Here is a 19,811-nt window from a genome sequence, read left to right as displayed (position 1 = left end):
CCCATGATCCGAACGATCCTTGCTGCAGGATTCGCTGGCGCCATCACTGCCGCGACGTGGCCATCGCCGGCTTCGGCACAGATGAGCCACCAGCATGCCTCCGAAGCCGTCTGCGAGGGGACCGAGCTGCGATGCGCCACCAAGGTGACGCCGTTCTTCGCGGCCGACGGGACGCTGTGGCTGACCTGGATGGCGGGCGGGCTCGTCTCTGTCGCGAACTCCAAGGATGCCGGCCGCACGCTCTCTCCGCCGGTGCCGGTAACGACGCAGCAGCTCAACCTCGACTGGGGGCCGGATGCTCGCCCGGCGCTGGTCGTCGACCGCAAGGGCGGGATCGCAGTCGCGTTCGCGACTTTCCGCGACCAGGCCTTCAACGGCGAGGTGTTTTATACGCGCTCCGACGACGGCGGGAAGACATTTGCGCCGGTGAAGCCGATCACCTCCAACCAAGAGAGCCAGCGTTTCGAAGCGCTGGCGCTCGACCAGGACGGGACGGTGTTCGCGGCCTGGCTCGACAAGCGCAACCGCGTCCCCGCCAAGGAGGCCGGCAAGAGCTATGACGGGGCAGGGCTGTTCTTCGCATCCTCGCGCGACGGCGGTGCGAGCTACAGCGAAGCCAAGCTCGCCCAGGACAACACCTGCGAATGCTGCCGGCTCGGCCTCGCCTTTGCCGGCCCGGGCCGGCCGGTGGTGGTGTTCCGCAACATCTTCGATGGCGGCGTCCGCGACCATGCGATCGTGACCTTCAACGATCTTTCGACGCCCGGGGAGGTCTACCGCGTCAGCAACGACGACTGGCAGATCAAGGCCTGCCCGCATCACGGCCCGAGCCTGTCGGTCTCGCCGGCCGGCGCCTATCACGTCGCCTGGTACACGAACGGCAAGGCGCGCAAAGGATTGTTCTACGCCCATTCGCGCGATGGCGGCCGCACCTTCTCCGACCCGATGCCGGTCGGGCAGGCGGACAGAAGTCCGACGCGCCCCTACGTCCTGGCGACAAGGGCCGCGACGACGCTGGTCTGGAAGGAGTTCGACGGCGAGACCACGACGGTGATGGTCATGCAGTCCCGGGATGACGGTGAGACGTGGTCGAAGCCGAGCGCCATCGCCAGCACCAAGGATACGTCGGATCATCCGCTGCTCGTCGCCGACGGCGAGCACGTCTTTCTGTCCTGGATGACGAAGGCGGATGGCTATCGCTTTCAGGCGATCGGAGATCAGTCATGAAGCGCATCATTGTGGGACTTCTCGTGCTGGGCGGCACGCTGCTCGGCCTGTCCGCAATCATCGCCGCACCATCCCCGTTGAAGCCGTTCGAGCGCGGCAGCTGGCGGGAGATGTTGCGCGCACATGCCGGCCGCCCGACGCTGGTTCATTTCTGGGGCGTCACCTGCGGCCCCTGCAAGGTGGAGCTGCCGCAACTCGGCGAGTTCATGAAGGCGCATCCAGGGATCGACGTGGTGACGGTCAGCGCCGACCTTGTTCCCAACCTGCCGGCGGCAACGGAAGCCATGCTCGACAAAGCCGGCCTGGCGGCGGCCGAGAATTTCATCTTCAACGATGGCTATGCCGAGCGCCTGCGCTTCGAGATCGATCCCTCCTGGCAGGGCGACATTCCGCGCACGATGTTGATCGGCCGCGACGGCAAGATTTCCACGATCGAGGGGGCTGCGGACGTCGCAGAATTGGACCAGTGGTCGGCGGAGCAATCGACGGCCGCCTCGCGCCATTAGCGTGAGCCGGGTGGCATTGCGGCAGCGCGGGGTCCTGAACGGGAGCTGAACCTTCGCCTCAGGCAAACCGGTAAAATGATTGAAAATCCGGTGTCTTAGCCGGATTTTCTCGGGTGTGGCCTTGTGTTTTGCCGCGTGATCCGGTTTGACTGCGCGGGCCCAAAGCGAATCTTCAAGGCTTGATCCCATGCGTCTGACGCGGTTCTTCCTGCCCATCCTGAAAGAGAATCCGAAGGAAGCGGAGATCGTCTCGCACCGGCTGATGCTGCGCGCCGGCATGTTGCGGCAGGAGGCGGCCGGCATCTATGCGTGGCTGCCGCTTGGCTTTCGGGTGCTGAAGAAGATCGAGCAGATCGTGCGCGAGGAGCAGAACCGCGCCGGTGCGCTGGAACTGTTGATGCCCACGCTGCAACTCGCCGACCTCTGGCGGGAGAGCGGCCGCTACGACGCCTACGGTCCGGAGATGCTGCGCATCAGCGACCGGCACAAGCGCGAGCTTCTGTACGGGCCGACCAACGAGGAAATGATCACGGAGATCTTCCGTGCCTATGTGAAGTCTTACCGTAACCTGCCGCTCAATCTCTATCACATTCAATGGAAATTCCGCGACGAGCAGCGTCCGCGCTTCGGCGTGATGCGGGGCCGCGAATTTTTGATGAAGGATGCCTATTCGTTCGATCTCGACGAGGCGGGCGCGCGGCGGGCTTACAACAAGATGTTCGTCGCCTATTTGCGCACCTTTGCGCGGATGGGCCTGAAGGGCATTCCGATGCGCGCTGAGACCGGGCCGATCGGCGGCGATCTCAGCCATGAGTTCATCGTGCTCGCCGAGACCGGGGAGTCCGGGGTCTATTGCGACCGCAACGTGCTCGACCTGCCGATCCCGCCCGAGGACGTGGACTACGAAGGCGACCTGACGCCGATCATCAAGGAGTGGACCTCGCTTTATGCGGCCACCGAAGACGTGCACGACGGGGCGCGGTTCGAGAGCGAGGTGCCGGCCGAGCGCCGCGTGCACACCCGCGGCATCGAGGTCGGCCAGATCTTCTATTTCGGCACCAAATATTCGGAAGCGATGCAGGCGCTCGTGGCCGGACCCGATGGCGCCGAGGTGCCGATCCATGGCGGCTCGTACGGGGTTGGCGTGTCGCGCCTCGTGGGTGCGATCATCGAGGCCTGCCATGACGAGGCCGGCATCAAATGGCCGGAGGCGGTGGCGCCGTTCCGGGCGGTGATCCTGAATCTGAAGCAAGGTGGCACCGATACCGATGCGGCCTGCGAGCAGCTCTATCGGGAACTTTCGGCCAAGGGGGTTGACGTGCTCTACGACGACACCGAGCAGCGCGCCGGCGCGAAATTCGCGACCGCCGATCTGATCGGCATTCCCTGGCAGATCATGGTTGGGCCGAAAAGCCTCGCCGAGGGCAAGGTCGAGGTCAAGAAGCGCAGCGACGGATCGCGCGAGATGATGTCGCCAGCCGAGCTGGTGGGGCGGTTGGCCGGCTGAGCGGGCTGGATCCGAGGCTCGGAGATATCCACCAGGGTGCCGCCAAACCTCAGGCCAATCCAGCCACAATTGGCCCGAATCATGGGATTATCGAGCGATGGATGAGACCATGACCCAACTCTCGCAAACGCCGCCCTTTGCGCCATTCGAATGGATGCTGTCGGGGCGATACTTGCGCGCGCGGCGGCGCGAAGGCTTCATCTCCGTGATCGCGGGCTTCTCGTTCCTCGGCATCATGCTGGGGGTCGCAACGCTGATCATCGTCATGGCGGTCATGAACGGCTTCCGCAAGGAGCTGCTGGACAAGATCCTCGGGCTCAACGGGCATCTTCTGGTGCAGCCCTTGGAATCGCCGCTTACCGACTGGAAGGACGTATCCGACCGCATCAGCCAGGTTCAGGGCGTGCGGCTCGCCGTGCCCGTCGTAGACGGGCAGGGGCTCGGCTCCTCGCCGTTCAACGCCGCCGGGGTGTTCATCCGGGGCATCCGCGCCCAGGACCTCGCCAACCTTCCCTCCATCGCCAAGAACATCAAGCAGGGCTCGCTGGAAGGTTTTGACGAGGGGCAGGGGGTCGCGATCGGCCGGCGCCTTGCCGACCAGCTCTCATTGCATGCCGGCGACATGATCACGCTGGTGTCGCCGAAGGGCGCCGTGACCCCGATGGGGACGACGCCGCGCATCAAGCCCTACCGGATCGCGGCCGTGTTCGAGATCGGGATGTCCGAATATGACTCCGGTTTCGTGTTCATGCCGCTCACCGAAGCGCAGGCCTATTTCAACCGCAACAGCGACGTCACGGCGATCGAGGTGTTCACCAGCAACCCCGATCGCATCGAAGCGTTTCGCAAGACCGTCACTGAAGCCGCCGGCCGGCCGGTGTTCCTGGTCGACTGGCGGCAGCGTAATTCGACCTTCTTCAATGCGCTGCAGGTCGAACGCAATGTGATGTTTTTGATCCTCACCTTGATCGTGCTGGTCGCCGCGCTCAATATCGTCTCCGGCCTGATCATGCTGGTGAAGGACAAGGGCCAGGATATCGCCATCCTGCGTACGATGGGCGCCTCGCAAGGCGCGATCATGCGCATCTTCCTGATCACGGGCGCCTCGATCGGCGTGGTCGGTACCCTGACGGGGTTTGCGGTGGGATTGGTGATCTGCGCGAATATCGAGTCGATCCGGCAGTTCCTGTCCTGGATCACCGCCACCGAACTGTTCGATCCCACGCTCTATTTTCTTTCCAAGCTGCCGGCCGAGGTGGATTTCGGCGAGACCGCGGCCGTCGTCATCATGGCGCTGACCTTGTCTTTTCTGGCGACACTTTATCCCTCTTGGCGCGCCGCACGGTTAGACCCGGTCGAAGCGCTCCGCTACGAGTGAGGCGCCGATGGCCGAAGAGGGGGCGCAGGATGTTCCGGTCATCTATCTGCATGAGATCAAGCGTCGGTACATGCAGGGAGAGGTGCAGCTGACCATTCTCGATGGCGCCAAGCTCGCGCTCTGGGCCGGACAATCGGTGGCGCTGGTGGCGCCATCCGGCTCGGGCAAGTCGACGCTGCTCCATATCGCCGGTCTGCTCGAGAGTCCCGACGAAGGCGAGGTCTACGTCGCGGGTGCGCCGACATCGCAGCTCACCGACGTCGAGCGGACGCAACTTCGCCGCACCGATATCGGCTTCGTCTATCAGTCGCATCGGCTGTTGCCGGAGTTCTCGGCGCTCGAGAACGTGATGCTGCCGCAGATGATCCGCGGCCTGAAGCGGGCCGAGACGGTGAAGCGCGCCACGGAAATTCTCGCTTATCTCGGGCTTGGCGATCGCATCAAGCATCGTCCCGCCGAGCTGTCGGGCGGTGAGCAGCAGCGCGTCGCCATTGCGCGTGCGGTTGCAAACGCGCCGCGCGTCCTGCTCGCGGACGAGCCGACCGGCAATCTCGATCCCGCCACCGCCGATCACGTCTTCAAAGCCCTGATGCAGCTGATCAAGGCGACCCGGGTCGCGATGCTGATCGCGACTCACAATATGGAGCTCGCCGGCCGGATGGACCGCCGCGTTTCGCTGGTCGGCGGCAAGGTGGTCGAACTGGACTAGCTCAAGGGCGGATAACCGTCATCTTGAACGGAGCTGCGTTCGCGGCAGCGTGCGCCACCGCGTCATTGGCGTGGTCGAGCTCGAAGCTGGTGGTCTCGAACTGATCGAGCCGCAACAGGCCGGCACGGATCAGCCCGACCAGCCGCACCGTCGCATCCGGCGGGCACATCCAGACGCCGTGGATGGTGATGCAGTTGCGCATGATCCAGGGGTAGGGCAGCTCGAGCCCGGCGCCGCCGAGCATTCCCACGCCGCCCATCAGGACGACGCGCCCATAGGGCCGCACCGTCATCAGTGCGGCGCCCACGACGGTGGTTGAGACCGACGGCGGCATGATGTCCATCACGCAATCGATCGGTCCAGGAGCCGCCCGTTTCATCCGCTCGCGATCCTCATCCTCATTGCCCGTGAGCTTGACTGTGCGGACGCGATCGCCAAAACGGCGTTCCAGATCGGCGAGGACGGCAAGGTTGCGGCCAGGCGCGACGACGCAAGCCGCGCCCATCGCGAGCGCAACCGCTACCGCAGCGCTGCCGAAATGGCCGGTGGCGCCGCTGACCAGCACAGTTTCGCCCGCTTGCAGCTTGGCGGAGAGGAAGCCGCCATAGGGTACAAGCAATGTGGTGAGTGCGCACCAACGTGCGGCATCGCTCTCGCTGATCGCGCCGATGGGCTTGGCATTCTCGGTTGGTACCAGCATTTTTTCCGCGAATGCGCCGTGGCCGAAATGGCGCTGCAGCTTCAATGCAGCTGGCCCGCGTGCACTCCAGCCCTGCAACGTGATGTCGGGCGCGAGGGCGTCATCGCGCGAGCGGATGGTTGGATCGCAGAACACCCAATCGCCGACCTTCAGATGCGTGGCGTCGGGGCCGGTCGCATCCACGCGGCCGATACAGCCGGGGCCTGGAATAACCGGCAACTCAAGCTGATATCGACGCTCGCCGCTGAAGACCTCATTGGCGTAGGACAGCACGCCCGCCGCGACGACGTCGACGACGACTTCGCCGGTGCCAAGCACGGGATCGGGAACGGTCTCGATCGCGAGCGGTGATCCGAAGGATTTCAAAACAGCAGCTTTCATCGGCGTCCTCCATGCTGGGGTAGCTCCAACGACCGTGCCGGGATACGCTGCGCACAGGAAGGCCTGGTATTATCCTAGGATTGTAGGAACCATCTTCGCCCGTTTGGCGGGCAGCCGTGGGTGTGATCGGCAGCGGCGCTGCATCACATCATTGGCCTTACTGCAATGATGAGAGAACAGGGATGAGCGATCTGCGTCGGGCCGAGTTCGGCAATTTTCTGCGCTCGCGGCGTGAAAAGCTGACGCCGAAGGCGGTTGGACTTGCAGCCGGACGGCGGCGCCGCACCGCGGGTCTGCGCCGCGAGGAGGTCGCCGAACTCGCAGGCATCGGCGTCGATTGGTACATCCGCCTCGAGCAGGGCCGCGCCGTGAACCCGTCGGCATCGACTGTGGACGCTTTGGCGCGAGCGTTGCGGCTCTCGAAGGCCGAACATGCGCATCTCAAGGCCTTGGCGCGCGACGCCGACCGCAAGCCGTTCGTGCGCGAGGAGGTGCCGGCGCATTTGCGTAATCTGGTCGAAGGTCTCAACCAGCCCGCCTACATCACCGGACGCCGTTGGGACGTGCTGGCGTGGAATCCGGCGGCTGACGAGATCTTCGGTTTCTCTGGCCTCGGCGAGGACGAGCGCAACACCTTGATCCTGATGCTCTGCTCGTCGCGGGCGCGAAACTTGTTCGGCGCGGGATGGAAGGATCAAGCCAGGCGGATGGTCGCGCAATTCCGCGCCACGCATGATCTGTGGGCCGGCGATCCGGCATTCGTCGCTCTCATCGAGCGGCTCAGCTGCGGCAGCCGCGAATTCAAGATCTGGTGGGCCGCGCACGACATCCGCGGTCCCGCGGCGGGGCAGAAACTGCTGGAGCACCCGAGCAAGGGGCGACTGAAGCTGCAATATGCAAGCTTCCAGGCCAATGACGATCCCGCACTCAAGCTCACCATCTACACCACGCAGGTGTAATTGCGGCACGCAGCGTCGCATCATTGAGACGCGATCGCGTCGACATCGTGGAGCAAAGCGGAGCGTCGTCCTGGCTCAATGTGACCAGCAAGAGGCGCGCGCCTCGAGTCCTTCACACATGAGTGCGGCTTTTGCGTAACAGCGTGCGTAACCCCTGCAAATATAGGGGATTTTGCGAATCCCAGAAAAGCCGGAAACGGAAATCAATTGTTGTGCTGAGTGCTGATCGCGTGAGCCTGCCTGGGCCGGCATTACGGGAGCGCTGATAGTTGAGAACCAAGGTTTGGGGACTTTGGATCGAATATACGGAGTTCGACAATGAAGAAGCTCTTCCTCGCAACCGTGTTGCCCGGCGTCGTAGCGGCGTCGGCTTCCGCGGTCGCTGCCGATCTTCCAGTCAAGGGGCGCGCTTACACCAAGGCTCCTGCTGCCGTCATGGAGGCGGTCTACGACTGGAGCGGGTTCTATGGCGGTATCAACGCCGGCGGCGGCTCGAGCCGCAATTGCTGGAATCTGGTGCAGAATGCCGGCGTCATCGTCAATCCGGCAATGAACCGCGAGGGGTGCAGCGGCGGCGGCGGTGCTGCCGTCGGTGGCCAGATCGGCTATCGCTATCAGACGGGGAACTGGGTGTTCGGCGTCGAGGCGCAAGGTGACTGGGCCGACTTCAAGGGCACCAACCGCAACTTGATACTTCCGAACGTCAGCGACCGCTCACGAACCAACGGTTTCGGCCTGTTCACCGGCCAAGTCGGTTACGCCTTCAACAACGTGCTCGCCTATTTCAAGGGCGGTGCGGCCGTTGTCGGCGACAAATACGATACGTTCAACACGGCGACCGGCGTGATGCTCGACAAGGCCAACACCACGCGCTGGGGCGGGACGGTCGGCGCCGGCGTCGAGTATGGCTTTGCGCCGAACTGGACGGTGGGCGTCGAATACGACCACATCTTCCTCGGCACCAAGAACCTGAACTTCACCAACGCGGCCAACATCGTGCAGATGCAGCGCCGCATCAGTGGGGATACCGATATCGGGCTGGTGCGCGTGAACTACAAGTTCGGGCCTGGCGGCTTCGGCATGTTCCGATAGCCGTAGCGACAGCATTCCCGGTCGGCAGGGCCGGGGATGCTGATGTCAGCGCGGTCGTCGAGGACCAGGGCGCGGGGCGCGCTCGGTCGCGGTAAAATAGGGATTGATCTCGCAGCCGGCCGAGCGGCCGGCTGCATTGAACTTGCAGGTCTCGATCGATTGATAACGGCAATCGATATAGCCGTTGGGGCCATACGTGTGCAGGCAGACCGGGAAGTTCGGATCATAGGTCTGCGCATGCGCTGCGCCGCTTGCGAGCAGCGCTGCCGAGACCAGTACTGTCGGCGCAAACTTCCGCATCGTTGGATCGCCAACTCCGGCTGGGGCTATCCGTCCTGATTCGCTCAGTCCTCTTCGAAGACGAAAGGATTTGGCAGCGGCGCGTATGGATTCGGCCGGGGTGGACGCGGCCGAATCCGCTGCCTCTGCGGATACGGGTAGGGCGTCGCGCGCGGGTCGTCGCTGACGCCGGCGAAATAGGGATTGGCGATGCAGTACAGCCGGCGGCCGGAAGCGGTGGCCAAGCACTGGTCGTAGGTATCGAAACTGCAGTTGCTCAAGCCCGGAAATTCGTCTCCCTGAATACAGAACGGATGGCGGATGCCGACGGCCTGGGCCGGCGCGTTGGCCGCCACGAGTAGTCCGCCGGCAGCCAAAGCTGCGAAAAGCACGTCACGCATCGAGAGAATCTCCTTCCAGGGCCTCGCTTCGGTGCCTTGGAACTGGATGTTCGTACAAGATGCAAGGATAAAACGGATGCAGAGATCCGATCGGCGAGCAGCGTGTCTTTACCGCCGCGCAAAGTTCCATCAACTACTTGTGATATCAGGTTAATTTCCGGTAATGCCGAGCCGGCTTTCGTCCCCGGCTGTGGCCTTCCGGCTACAGCAATTGTGGCCGACCTTGCTAAGACGTGGCGATGGCCTGGGGGCCTCGAGACGAAAACTGGACTAAGTGATGAAGAAACTTCTGTTGATTACGACGGCGCTTGTGGCGCTCGGCTCGCCGGCGATGGCCGCGGACCTCGCCGCGCGTCCGTACACCAAGGCGCCGCCGGCGGTCGCTGCTGCGATCTACGACTGGAGCGGCTTCTACATCGGTATCAATGGCGGCGGCGGCTGGAGCCACAACAGCTGGAATCTGACCAGCTTCGGCGGCCTTCCGGCCGGCGGAGCTGAGGGCTCCCACGACGCGTCCGGCGGCACCGTCGGTGGCCAGATCGGCTACCGTTGGCAGACCGGTCCGGTCGTGTTCGGTATCGAAGCGCAGGGCAACTGGGCCGACATCAGCGGCAGCAATGTCAGCAACGTGTTCGCTCCCGATTCGAACCGCTCCAAGATCGACGCGTTTGGCCTGTTCACCGGCCAGATCGGCTATGCCTTCAACAACGTGCTGCTCTACGCCAAGGGCGGTGCTGCTGTGACCGACAGCAAGTACGAGATCCTCTCCGGCTTCACCGGTGGTGTTCTGGCCTCGACCACCAAGACTCGTTGGGGTGGCACGATCGGCGCCGGCGTCGAATACGCGTTTGCTCCGAACTGGTCGCTCGGCTTCGAGTACGACCACTTGTTCATGGGCCGCGAGGACGTCGGCTTCACCGGCGCTGCGTTCACGCAGACCGACAGCATCAAGCAGGATGTCGACCTGTTCACCGCCCGCGTCAACTACAAGTTCGGCGGCCCGGTGCTCTCGAGGTACTGATTCTCCGCAGTCGAACGGCGGATCGGAATGGCCCCGGCGCGCGAGCGCCGGGGTTTTTCGTTGCGCATGACACGGATTAACCACGAGCCGGAGAGCTGGCCGGCTGCGGGCGCGCATCGCTTGACCTTAGAACAAAAAAGGAACATTGTTCTTCCTATGTTCTCTGTCAGGGAGGCTCCCATGCTGAAGGTTTTCGTCGAAGAAGCCGCCGCACTGGCGTCGATCACATTGTTCGTCGGGATGGTCGCGCTCTGGGCGCAAATCATTCCGCAGCTTTGATTTTTGGAATGCGCCTGGGCGGCTGGGGAAAATTGGGATGGAGCGGCCGGCGCCGAGACTCCGGCCCGGAGTCATCCGATAGTATGCCCGCGCCGAGTCGGTTGAGGAGAGGCGACGACCGAACCTGCCGGCAGCCGCGTCCTACGTCGTGATCCCGGAAACCAAGATTCCGGGAAGACAGACTTCTGAAATCAAAGGCGAGCATGTCCAGCGCTGGATTCATCCATCTCCACGTCCATTCCGCCTATTCGCTGCTGAAAGGTTCGATCAAGATCGGCAAGCTCAGCGAGCTTGCCAAGGCGGACCGGCAGCCGGCGCTGGCGCTGACCGACACCGACAACATGTTCGGTGCGCTGGAATTTTCCGAGAAGATGGCGGGCTATGGCATCCAGCCGATCATCGGCTGCGAGCTGGCGATCGATTTCGGCGACGTCGATCCGAACGCCCGCAGCGCCGGAGCGATCGCAACCCCTGCCCGAATCGTGCTGCTGGCGGCGCGCGAGGAGGGCTACCGCCACCTGATGCGGCTGAACTCGCGCGCATTTCTGGAGACGCCGACCCACCAGGCGCCGCACATCAAGTATGACTGGCTGAAGGAGGGCGCCGATGGGCTGATCGCGCTGACCGGCGGGCCCGATGGGCCGATCTCGCTTGCGATCCAGCACGATCATGCCGCGCTCGCCGGGCAGCGCTGCGAGCGACTGGCGAGCGTATTTGGCGATCGCCTCTATGTCGAACTGCAACGCCACGGCATGGACAAGGAGCGCCGCGTCGAGAGCGGCCTGATCGATATCGCCTATGCGCAGGGCCTGCCCCTGGTCGCGACCAACGAGCCGTATTTCGCCGCGAGCGACGATTACGAAGCCCACGACGCACTGCTCTGCATCGCCGGCGGGCATCTGATCGCCGACACCGAGCGCGCGCAGTTGACGCCCGACCACCGCTTCAAGACCCGCGCGGAAATGGCGGTGTTGTTCGCGGATATTCCGGAGGCGTTGGCATCGACCGTCGAGATCGCCCAACGTTGTTCGTTCCGGCCCAGGACGCGCAAGCCGATCCTGCCGCTGTTCACGGTCGGCGCCGGCACCGACGCCGCCGATGCGGCCAGTGCCGAGGCCGCCGAATTGAAGCGCCAGGCGGAAGAGGGGTTGGAGCGGCGGCTGCGCGTGCACGGCCTCGCGCCGGGCATGACAGAGGAGGACTATCAGAAGCGGCTCGCCTTCGAGCTCGACGTCATCACCCGCATGAAATATGCGGGCTACTTCCTGATCGTGTCCGACTTCATCAAATGGGCCAAGGCGCACGGCATTCCGGTCGGACCAGGCCGTGGCTCCGGCGCAGGCTCGCTGGTCGCCTGGGTGCTCACGATCACCGATCTCGACCCGATGCGGTTCGCACTGCTGTTCGAGCGCTTCCTCAATCCCGAGCGCGTCTCGATGCCGGACTTCGACATCGACTTCTGCCAGGACCGCCGCGGCGAAGTGATCTCCTACGTGCAGCAGCGCTACGGGCGCGACCAGGTGGCGCAAATCATCACCTTCGGTACGTTGCAGGCGCGCGGCGTGTTGCGTGACGTCGGCCGCGTGCTGCAGATGCCCTACGGCCAGGTCGACAAGCTGACCAAGCTGGTGCCGCAGAATCCGGCCGCGCCCGTCACCTTGGCGGCCGCGATCGAGGGCGAGCCGAAGCTGCAGGCCTTCCGCGACGAGGATCCGGTGGTGGCGCGCGCCTTCGACATCGCGATGCGGCTCGAAGGCCTGACGCGCCACGCCTCCACCCACGCGGCCGGCATCGTGATCGGCGACCGTCCGTTGAGCGAGCTCGTACCGCTCTATCGCGATCCGAAATCCGACATGCCGGTCACCCAGTTCAACATGAAATGGGTCGAGCCGGCCGGCCTCGTCAAATTCGACTTCTTGGGCCTCAAGACGCTCACCGTGCTCGACGTCGCGGTGAAGCTGCTGAAGCAGCGCGACGTTCATGTCGATCTTCCGACGCTGCCGATCGACGATGCCACGAGCTATCAGATGCTGGCGCGCGGTGATGTGGTCGGCGTGTTCCAAGTTGAAAGTCAGGGCATGCGGCGGGCGCTGATCGATATGCGCCCGGACCGTTTCGAGGACATCATCGCGCTGGTCGCGCTGTACCGGCCGGGCCCGATGGCGAACATCCCGACCTATTGCGCCCGCAAGCATGGCGAGGAGGAGCCGGAATATCTGCATCCGATCCTGGAGCCGATCCTGAAAGAGACGTTCGGCGTCATCATCTATCAGGAGCAGGTGATGCAGGTCGCGCAGCAGATGTCCGGCTATTCGCTCGGCGAAGCCGACCTGTTGCGCCGCGCCATGGGCAAGAAGATCCGCGCCGAGATGGACAAGCAGCGCGTCCGCTTCGTCGACGGCGCGATCAAGAACGGCGTGCCGAAGGATCAGGCCGACACCATCTTCGACCTGCTTGCCAAGTTCGCCGACTACGGCTTCAACAAGTCGCATGCCGCGGCCTATGCGCTGGTGTCCTACCACACCGCCTATATGAAGGCGCATTATCCGGTCGAGTTCATCGCGGCGTCGATGACGCTCGATCTCAACAATACCGACAAGCTCTCGGAATTCCGCTCCGAAGCTCAGCGCCTCGGCATCAAGGTCGAGCCGCCCTCGATCAACAAGTCCGGGCCGACCTTCGAGGTCAGCGGCAACACGATCTATTACGCGCTCGCAGCGCTCAAGGGCGTCGGCCCGCAGGCGATCGAGCTCATCGTGGAGGCCCGAAACAAGAGCGGGCCGTTCAAGTCGCTTGCGGACTTTGCCGCCCGCGTCAATCCGCGGGCCATCAACAAGCGAATCATCGAAAGCCTCGCTGCGGCCGGCGCCTTCGATGTGGTCGACACGAACCGGGCGCGGGTGTTCGCCGGCGCGGATGCGATCGTCGCGGCCTGCCAGCGCGCGCATGAAGCCGAAACCTCAGGCCAGAACGACATGTTCGGCAATGCGGCGGACGCGCCGACCATCGTGCTTCCGAACATCGAGAACTGGCTGCCGGCCGAGCGCCTGCGGCGCGAATATGATGCGATCGGCTTCTTTCTGTCCGGCCATCCGCTCGACGATTATGCGACGGCGCTGAAGCGGCTGCGGGTGCAGAGCTGGGCGGAGTTCTCGCGCGCGGTGAAGACCGGCGCGACCGCCGGCAAGGTGGCCGCCACCGTGGTGTCGCGTATGGAGCGCCGCACCAAGACCGGCAACAAGATGGGAATCATCGGCCTGTCCGACCCCACCGGACATTTCGAGGCCGTGCTGTTCTCCGAAGGGTTGGCGCAATATCGCGACGTGCTGGAGCCAGGTGCCGCCGTGCTGCTGCAGCTAGGGGCCGAGCTGCAGGGCGAGGACGTCCGCGCCCGGGTGCTGCATGCCGAACCGCTCGATGACGCCGCCGCCAAGACGCAGCGCGGCTTGCGGATCTTCCTGCGCGACACCAAGCCGCTCGACTCGATCGTCAAGCGGCTGCAGGGGCCGGAAGCCCAGCCCGTCAACGGCAATGGTACCGGCAATGGTGCACTTGCGAAGGGAACGGCGTCCCCGCTGGTGCCGCGTGCGGCGGCCGGCGAGGGTGAGGTCTCGCTGGTCATGATGCTGGACGTCGAGACCGAGGTCGAGATGAAGCTGCCGGGCCGCTTCAAGGTTTCGCCACAAATTGCGGGCGCGATCAAAGCGGTGACCGGTGTCGTCGAGGTCCAGACGCTCTGATGGCGAGGAACTGCGCCGTTCAACTGCGGTTCAGCTGATGGATCGCTGAATCCAGGTGATTGTCTGCGAGTGCCGGAGGCTCCAATGCGATTGGCCGGGAGGTCGTGTTTTCTTTTCATCTGCCTGCTTCTCATAGGCCTCGCGCTGCGGCTGGCGCCGCCGGCGGCCGCACAGCAGCAGCCCGGTCAGGAAAAGCGCATCGCGCTCGTGATCGGTAACGGCGCCTATGCCAAGGGACCGCTCGCCACGACGGCCAACGATGCCGGGCTGATCGCGCAGACCCTGCAGGCGGCCGGTTTCGACGTGATCGGCGCCCGCGACCTCGACGGCGACAGCCTGCGCAAGAGCTTTCGCGACTTCATGCAGAAGGCGCAGTCGTCGGACAACAATACGGTCGCGATGATCTATCTCGCCGGCTACGGCGTGCAGATGGCGGGCGAGAACTATTTCATCCCGGTCGATTCCACGATCAATCGCGACACCGACATCCCGACCGAGGGCTTGCGGATCGGCGACTATCTGCGGCAGCTCGCGGCAATCCCGCTCAAGGCGAGCATTGTCGTGCTCGATGCCGCGCGCCAGCAGCCATTCGTCCAGGGCGGACAGCTCGCCGGTGGTCTCGCACTGGTCGAACCGGACAACAACATGCTGATCGCCTTCAACGCGGCTCCCGGCACGGTCGCGCCGAGCGAGAGCGGCACTTATGGGATCTATGCGCAATCGCTCGCCGAAATGATCCGTACCGGCGGCTTGTCGCTGCCGGACGTGTTCGATCGGGTCCGGCTCCGCGTCAACGAGGCCACCAAGGGCGCGCAGGTGCCGTGGGACGCACAGAAGATCCAGGCCACCTTCAGCTTCTTCGATCGCGCGCCGGATGCACCCGCAGCGCAGGCGCAGCCGGCGCAGGTCGTCGCCATGCGCGAGCGGCCGCTGCGCGAGTTGTCGGTTCAGGAGGCCTATACGGCCGCGCTGGAGCGCGACTCGCTGCAGGGCTATGAGGAGTTCCTGGCCGCGTTTCCAAGCGATCCGCTGGCGAAGCGGGTGAGGGCGCTGGTCGCGATCAGGCGCGAGGCCATCACGTGGCGCCGCACCTACCGTGCCGACACGCCGGATGCGTATTGGTCCTATCTCAGACGCTACCCGCACGGCCCGCACGCCGAGGACGCGCGGCGGCGGCTGGCGATCCTGACCGCGCCGCTGGAGCCGCCGCCGTCCTTTGCGATGATGGATTACGACGTGCCGCCGCCCCCGCCGGACGAGGTCATCTATGTCGACCGTCCGGTGCTGATGTTCTCCGATCCCGAATTTGCCTTCGCGCCGCCGCCACCGCCGCCGGTGTTCGTGCTGCCGCCGCCGCCGCCGGATTTCGTGGTGCTGTCGCCGCCGACCGAGCCGGTCGGGCTGTTCGTGTTGCCGCAGCCGGTGTTCGTGCCGATACCGGTCTATGTCCGGGCGCCGGTCTATGTGGCGCCGCCACCGAACAACATCATCTTCAACAACATCCACAATACGAACGTCATCAACACGGTGATCAACCAGCCGCCGCCTCCGGCACCCGCGCCGGGCGCACCGGTCGCCGCCGGTCCCCATCCGGTGCCTGCCGCCGCGCCGGCCTTGCCGCCCGCGGTGGCGCAACGGGCCACGCTGATCCAGCAGGGCAAGGCCCCGGTGCCGCCGAGCGCTGCGATCAGTCCGATCGGGCGCGCCCCCGGTACGCCGCAGCCGGCTCCGGCCAACGTGACGCCAAGCGCGGCGCCGTCGCCACCAGCTGCACCGGCGGCAAACCTGCCGCATCCTAACGCACTGCCGGTGCCCGGCAGTCATGGCGCGCCGCCGGCACCGGCAGCTGTCACCACCGCGCCGAATCCGCGGACGTCTTCGCCGCCGTCGCCAGGACAGCCGCCGACGCCATCGAATCTGCAGGTCAACCGGACCCCGCCGGGTGCGGCCGCCGCGCCATCCACCAAGCCGCCGCCGTCCGGCGCCCAGCCCCAGACCATGCCGGCCGCGGCACCGCCGGCAAGGCCGGAGGCGCATCCTCGGATCGAACGCGCAGCCCCGCCACCTGCGCATCCGTCGCCGCCTGCGGCACGTCTTTCCGCGCCGCCCCCGGCTGCCCGGCCGGCACCGCCACCGACGGTTCATGCCGCTCCGCCACCGCAGGCTCCGCGGCCGCCGGCTGCGGCGATGGTCCGGCCCTCTGCGCCGCCGCCGCCACGGCCTGCGGCTCCCCCGCCGATGGCGAGGCCTGCACCGCCCCCGCAGCAGATGGCACGGCCTGCGCCGCCTCCGCAGGCGGCGAGACCTGGGCCGCCGCCGCAACAGAAGAAGTGCCCGCCGAACGTGCAGCATTGCTGAGCTCGCGCGGCGATCGCGAGCGGTGGAGCGGCCATCGGCGCGCACCGATTCGGTGACGGCGGCCGCGGTTGCAACTGCCCGGCGTTTTCGTTATTGGCGGGCCGCCGGGTCATGCGTCCTCGATCTCTGGCGTGAAACGCCTCGGGCGAGGGTGCGTTGCGGGGGCCTCTTTGAAACTGACTGCCAGCATTTTGCGCGCGTTGCTGCGGCTTGGCGCCGTCGCGCTCAGCCTTTGCAGCATCATGCCGGCGGCGGCCCAGACGCCGTCGGGCGCCGAGGGGGTCTATGCCTCGGCACCGCCGCGGCTGTTGCAGATCCGCACGCTGGTTGCGGATGCCGGCCGGCAGACCTCGACCGGCTCCGGATTTCTGGTCTCCGCGGACGGGCTTGCCATCACCAACTATCATGTCGTCTCGGATGTGGCGCTCGAGCCCAAGACCTACCGGCTCGAATACACCGCGGCGGACGGAACCCACGGCGAGGTCAGTCTGCTTGCTGTCGATCTGCCGAACGACCTCGCGCTCATTCGCGTCGACAAGCACGACGCGCCGTTCTTCAGCTTCGACAAGGCGGCGCTGGACGGCAGTCTGCAAAAGGGCGAGCGGCTCTATTCGCTGGGCAATCCGCTCGACCTCGGGTTCACCATCGTCGAGGGCACCTATAACGGCCTGGTTGAGCACAGCTACAACGAACACATCCATTTCACCGGTGCGCTCAATCCCGGCATGAGCGGCGGACCGTCGGTCAATACACAGGGGCAGGTGGTCGGCATCAACGTCGCCACCCGCCGCGGCGGCCAGCTCATCAGCTTCCTGGTGCCGGCGCGGTTTGCAGCCGCCTTGCTGGAGCGATCGCGCGAGCGGCGGCCCTCGCCCGCGGACCTGCGCAACGACGTCACCGAGCAGTTGGCGGCGTGGCGCTCGGCGCTGTACCGGTCGTTTGCCCAGCAGGGGTTTCGCGCGGCCTCGCTCGGGCCGTATCAGGCCCCGGAAACCCGTGCGCCCTGGTTCGAGTGCTGGAGCCAGACCAATGCCAGCGCCTCGCCGAAGCCGCGCACCAACATCAATTCGACCACCTGCACCGCCGATGCCAGCGTGTTCATCGCCTCTGATCTGAACACCGGCACGGTCCAGATGAGCAATTCATACGCCAAGTCGATCGACCTGAACGAATTCCAGTTCGCCACCGTGCTGACGCAACTGGCGCAGCCGCGGCTGACGCCCGGCGGCTCGTTCCGCAAATGGTACACGCCGCAGCGATGTCTGGAGGATTTCGTCGGTCTGGCGCCAGCCTCTGCTCATCCGCCGCTGCGGGTCATTTGGTGCGCCCAGGGCTATCGGGAATTCGCCGGCCTGTACGATGTCGTGCTCGTGGCCGTGACGCAGGATCATGGTGACGAAGCGCTGGTCTCGCGCCTCAGCCTGCAGGCGGTCGCTTATGAAGATGCGATGCATCTCGGCCGGAGCTTCATCAACGGGTTGCAGGTCGTCCGATGATCTGGGTCGAGATTCTCTCCAGGCATCGCGACGTCGTCGGGCGCTTTCGCATCGACCGTCCCGAGATCACCATCGGCCGCGGCTACGACAACGACGTCGTCGTCGATGACCCCTATGTCGCTGCACAGCACGTCCGGATCTTCCGCGACGAATCCGGACGGCTTGTCGCCGAGGATCTCGGCAGCGCCAACGGTCTTTATCTGGAGAAGAACAAGAGCCGGTGCGCGCGCGTGACGCTGGACGGCATCCAGCCGATCCGGATCGGACAGAGTCTGCTGCGGATCCGCGAGATCAGCCACGCCGTCGAACCTGAGCGGCTCGCAGGATCGGAGCGCAGGTCGCTGCAAATCGGCGCTGCGCTGGGCCTCGGTGTCCTGCTGCTCGGCATCGACGCGCTGCTCATCTGGATCGGCGAGACCTCCGAGTCGCATGCGTCGAACTATCTGCTGCCGTCACTCGCTTTGTTCGGCACCGCCGCGGCCTGGGTGGGTATGTGGTCCTTGCTGTCGCGCCTGTTTGCTGGCCGCTCGATGTTTCTGCATCATGTCCTGATCGCGGAGGCGGGGCTGCTGGCGTTCTGGCTCTACAGCGAGTTCGCGCAGGTGTCCTCATTCGCCCTGACCTGGCCGGGCGCATTCACCTACCAATATGTCGCATCCTGGCTGGTGATCGCGGCAGTCTGTTTCCTGCATCTGCGCGAGGTCGGCCGCACCCACCTGGTGGCAAAAGGCGTCGTCGTGGGGCTGCTGCTCGTGACCGCGATCGCCGTACAGACCTTGCAGCGCTCCGAGGCCTTTGCCAATTCGGGCCGGCAGACCGTTTCCCATGTCATCCTGCCGCCGTCGCTGCGGCTGGTTCCGCTGCGGGACGAGGGGGCGCTCATGGGCGACATCGAAAAGCTGAAGCTCAAACTGGACGCCGATCGTTCCGAGGCGAGCAAGGCCAGTCGCGACCATTAAGCCGCGCTCTTTTGAGCTGCGGCCCGTCGGCAGCAGCCTTGGAACTCTGAAGCCACACCTTCAAGTTCAAGCGCAATTCAGACTCCGACGTCGCCACAGGTTGCAGAGGTTCCGCCACCGTCATACCGTGTCCGGGGAATTACGGGGGCGGCAATGGAATGGCGTGCGGTTGCGGGGCTGAGTTTGGCCCTGCTGGTATCTGGTTGTGTCACCGGCAAGGAGGGGACGGAATTTGCCGTCGTGGCGCAGAAGGTAGGGCCCCCCAAAGCCGGGCAATCCCGTGTCGTCATTCTCAGCCAGAAGGAATCCTGGCTCGATGCCACGAGCTGCGACGCCAAGGTCGATGGGGTTTTGCTGAGCCGGGTGCTGCCCGGAACCTATGCCTATGTCGACCGGCCCGCCGGCCACCACCATCTCGTCGCCACCCAGACGCTGTTTCCCGGCGATTCCACCCTCGATTTCGATACCGAGCCGGGTCGGACCTATTTCTTTTCGATCCGGCCGAGCGAGCGGTCCAGGGCGATGCAGGGCGGTGGGATGGTTTTCGGTCTCGTCGGCGTCGGGGTGATGGCGGCGGCATCGTCGGGAGCGGACAACAAGGGCCCGGTCGACTTCGTTCCGCTCCAGGAACAGCAGGCGAGACCGGCCCTCGCGGAGCTTCTGCAGGCCGAATAGCCTCCAATTTCCTTGCGTTACGCGAAAATCCGGCTATATAGCGCGCCATCTCACACGGAAACATGGCTCTCTTGAGAGGCCGTCCGGTGGCAAACCGGGCCGCAAGGCTCGCATTTGCTCACGCGTTTCCGGAGGAACCAACCG

General features: G+C 65.0%; 17 protein-coding genes. 14 read left to right on the top strand and 3 right to left on the bottom strand.

Translation table 11 applies throughout. The features are described 5' to 3' along the window. Positions 1-3 precede the first annotated feature (3 nt). The 5 genes from QX034_RS32170 to QX034_RS32150 all read left to right on the top strand — a co-directional run bounded on the left by QX034_RS32170 (position 4) and on the right by QX034_RS32150 (position 5,327). Entirely contained in the window at positions 4-1,227 is a 1,224-nt protein-coding gene (locus QX034_RS32170) for a sialidase family protein (RefSeq protein WP_315743341.1), read from the top strand. Further along, the gene (locus QX034_RS32165) at positions 1,224-1,733 is read left to right on the top strand and encodes a TlpA disulfide reductase family protein (protein ID WP_315703480.1); all 510 of its coding nucleotides are present in this window, start codon (positions 1,224-1,226) and stop codon (positions 1,731-1,733) included. Before QX034_RS32170 ends, QX034_RS32165 begins: the two co-directional genes overlap by 4 nt. A 187-nt stretch (positions 1,734-1,920) precedes the next feature. Further along, on the top strand, positions 1,921-3,240 hold the full coding sequence (proS, locus tag QX034_RS32160) for a proline--tRNA ligase (RefSeq protein ID WP_315703481.1): 1,320 nt from the start codon (positions 1,921-1,923) through the stop codon (positions 3,238-3,240). 97 nt (positions 3,241-3,337) lie between these two features. Continuing rightward, the gene (locus QX034_RS32155) at positions 3,338-4,618 is read left to right on the top strand and encodes a lipoprotein-releasing ABC transporter permease subunit (RefSeq protein WP_315703482.1); all 1,281 of its coding nucleotides are present in this window, start codon (positions 3,338-3,340) and stop codon (positions 4,616-4,618) included. A 7-nt stretch (positions 4,619-4,625) separates the two neighbouring features. Further along, positions 4,626-5,327, top strand: a complete 702-nt coding sequence (locus QX034_RS32150) for an ABC transporter ATP-binding protein (protein WP_316196259.1) — start codon at positions 4,626-4,628, stop codon at positions 5,325-5,327. 1 nt (position 5,328) lies between these two features. Here QX034_RS32150 and QX034_RS32145 read toward each other — a convergent pair whose 3' ends face one another. After that, positions 5,329-6,408 carry a medium chain dehydrogenase/reductase family protein gene (locus QX034_RS32145; protein WP_316196258.1) on the bottom strand — a complete coding sequence of 360 codons (1,080 nt, stop codon included), beginning with the start codon at positions 6,406-6,408 and terminating at the stop codon, positions 5,329-5,331. 182 nt (positions 6,409-6,590) lie between these two features. On the opposite strand from QX034_RS32145, the gene QX034_RS32140 reads away from it, so the two are divergent. Further along, positions 6,591-7,367 carry a helix-turn-helix transcriptional regulator gene (locus QX034_RS32140; RefSeq protein ID WP_316184953.1) on the top strand — a complete coding sequence of 259 codons (777 nt, stop codon included), beginning with the start codon at positions 6,591-6,593 and terminating at the stop codon, positions 7,365-7,367. 318 nt (positions 7,368-7,685) lie between these two features. Continuing rightward, positions 7,686-8,459: an outer membrane protein gene (locus tag QX034_RS32135; protein ID WP_315703486.1), complete on the top strand. Its 774-nt coding sequence runs from the start codon at positions 7,686-7,688 to the stop codon at positions 8,457-8,459. A gap of 45 nt (positions 8,460-8,504) precedes the next feature. Here the strand turns inward: QX034_RS32135 and QX034_RS32130 are convergent, their stop codons facing one another. Both QX034_RS32130 and QX034_RS32125 read right to left on the bottom strand, forming a co-directional pair. Beyond that, positions 8,505-8,759, bottom strand: a complete 255-nt coding sequence (locus tag QX034_RS32130) for a DUF3551 domain-containing protein (RefSeq protein ID WP_316166702.1) — start codon at positions 8,757-8,759, stop codon at positions 8,505-8,507. 44 nt (positions 8,760-8,803) lie between these two features. After that, on the bottom strand, positions 8,804-9,139 hold the full coding sequence (locus QX034_RS32125; protein WP_316184956.1) for a DUF3551 domain-containing protein: 336 nt from the start codon (positions 9,137-9,139) through the stop codon (positions 8,804-8,806). Positions 9,140-9,416: 277 nt separating this feature from the next. On the opposite strand from QX034_RS32125, the gene QX034_RS32120 reads away from it, so the two are divergent. The 7 genes from QX034_RS32120 (at position 9,417) to QX034_RS32090 (ending at position 19,667) form a co-directional block, all read left to right on the top strand. Next, positions 9,417-10,160, top strand: a complete 744-nt coding sequence (locus tag QX034_RS32120) for an outer membrane protein (RefSeq protein WP_315703489.1) — start codon at positions 9,417-9,419, stop codon at positions 10,158-10,160. A 27-nt stretch (positions 10,161-10,187) separates the two neighbouring features. Beyond that, entirely contained in the window at positions 10,188-10,439 is a 252-nt protein-coding gene (locus QX034_RS32115) for a hypothetical protein (RefSeq protein ID WP_315704305.1), read from the top strand. Between the two features lie 203 nt (positions 10,440-10,642). Next, positions 10,643-14,179: a DNA polymerase III subunit alpha gene (gene dnaE / locus QX034_RS32110; RefSeq protein ID WP_315703490.1), complete on the top strand. Its 3,537-nt coding sequence runs from the start codon at positions 10,643-10,645 to the stop codon at positions 14,177-14,179. A gap of 84 nt (positions 14,180-14,263) precedes the next feature. Next, positions 14,264-16,537, top strand: coding sequence for a caspase domain-containing protein (locus QX034_RS32105; RefSeq protein WP_316196257.1), 2,274 nt, complete (start codon positions 14,264-14,266; stop codon positions 16,535-16,537). Between the two features lie 242 nt (positions 16,538-16,779). Continuing rightward, on the top strand, positions 16,780-18,033 hold the full coding sequence (locus QX034_RS32100; RefSeq protein ID WP_409977514.1) for a S1C family serine protease: 1,254 nt from the start codon (positions 16,780-16,782) through the stop codon (positions 18,031-18,033). Then, complete coding sequence (locus QX034_RS32095; RefSeq protein ID WP_315768847.1) at positions 18,030-18,992, top strand: FHA domain-containing protein; 963 nt, start codon at positions 18,030-18,032, stop codon at positions 18,990-18,992. Before QX034_RS32100 ends, QX034_RS32095 begins: the two co-directional genes overlap by 4 nt. Before the next feature lie 153 nt (positions 18,993-19,145). Further along, positions 19,146-19,667 (top strand): DUF2846 domain-containing protein, encoded by a 522-nt coding sequence (locus tag QX034_RS32090; RefSeq protein ID WP_315806589.1) that lies wholly within the window; start codon positions 19,146-19,148, stop codon positions 19,665-19,667. Positions 19,668-19,811 lie beyond the last annotated feature (144 nt).

Source organism: Bradyrhizobium sp. SZCCHNR3119 (assembly GCF_032487775.1).
Taxonomy (GTDB): Bacteria; Pseudomonadota; Alphaproteobacteria; order Rhizobiales; family Xanthobacteraceae; genus Bradyrhizobium.
Note: the sequence above shows the minus strand (reverse complement) of the source record. Positions and strands in the feature narration are given on the sequence as shown.

What these genes read in the sequence shown, in the direction of transcription:
- QX034_RS32170 (WP_315743341.1), top strand. Translation starts at nt 4, where the DNA reads ATGATCCGAACGATCCTTGCTGCAGGATTCGCTGGCGCCATCACTGCC.
- QX034_RS32165 (WP_315703480.1), top strand. Translation starts at nt 1,224, where the DNA reads ATGAAGCGCATCATTGTGGGACTTCTCGTGCTGGGCGGCACGCTGCTC.
- proS (WP_315703481.1), top strand. Translation starts at nt 1,921, where the DNA reads ATGCGTCTGACGCGGTTCTTCCTGCCCATCCTGAAAGAGAATCCGAAG.
- QX034_RS32155 (WP_315703482.1), top strand. Translation starts at nt 3,338, where the DNA reads ATGGATGAGACCATGACCCAACTCTCGCAAACGCCGCCCTTTGCGCCA.
- QX034_RS32150 (WP_316196259.1), top strand. Translation starts at nt 4,626, where the DNA reads ATGGCCGAAGAGGGGGCGCAGGATGTTCCGGTCATCTATCTGCATGAG.
- QX034_RS32145 (WP_316196258.1), bottom strand. Translation starts at nt 6,408, where the DNA reads ATGAAAGCTGCTGTTTTGAAATCCTTCGGATCACCGCTCGCGATCGAG.
- QX034_RS32140 (WP_316184953.1), top strand. Translation starts at nt 6,591, where the DNA reads ATGAGCGATCTGCGTCGGGCCGAGTTCGGCAATTTTCTGCGCTCGCGG.
- QX034_RS32135 (WP_315703486.1), top strand. Translation starts at nt 7,686, where the DNA reads ATGAAGAAGCTCTTCCTCGCAACCGTGTTGCCCGGCGTCGTAGCGGCG.
- QX034_RS32130 (WP_316166702.1), bottom strand. Translation starts at nt 8,759, where the DNA reads ATGCGGAAGTTTGCGCCGACAGTACTGGTCTCGGCAGCGCTGCTCGCA.
- QX034_RS32125 (WP_316184956.1), bottom strand. Translation starts at nt 9,139, where the DNA reads ATGCGTGACGTGCTTTTCGCAGCTTTGGCTGCCGGCGGACTACTCGTG.
- QX034_RS32120 (WP_315703489.1), top strand. Translation starts at nt 9,417, where the DNA reads ATGAAGAAACTTCTGTTGATTACGACGGCGCTTGTGGCGCTCGGCTCG.
- QX034_RS32115 (WP_315704305.1), top strand. Translation starts at nt 10,188, where the DNA reads ATGGCCCCGGCGCGCGAGCGCCGGGGTTTTTCGTTGCGCATGACACGG.
- dnaE (WP_315703490.1), top strand. Translation starts at nt 10,643, where the DNA reads ATGTCCAGCGCTGGATTCATCCATCTCCACGTCCATTCCGCCTATTCG.
- QX034_RS32105 (WP_316196257.1), top strand. Translation starts at nt 14,264, where the DNA reads ATGCGATTGGCCGGGAGGTCGTGTTTTCTTTTCATCTGCCTGCTTCTC.
- QX034_RS32100 (WP_409977514.1), top strand. Translation starts at nt 16,780, where the DNA reads ATGCCGGCGGCGGCCCAGACGCCGTCGGGCGCCGAGGGGGTCTATGCC.
- QX034_RS32095 (WP_315768847.1), top strand. Translation starts at nt 18,030, where the DNA reads ATGATCTGGGTCGAGATTCTCTCCAGGCATCGCGACGTCGTCGGGCGC.
- QX034_RS32090 (WP_315806589.1), top strand. Translation starts at nt 19,146, where the DNA reads ATGGAATGGCGTGCGGTTGCGGGGCTGAGTTTGGCCCTGCTGGTATCT.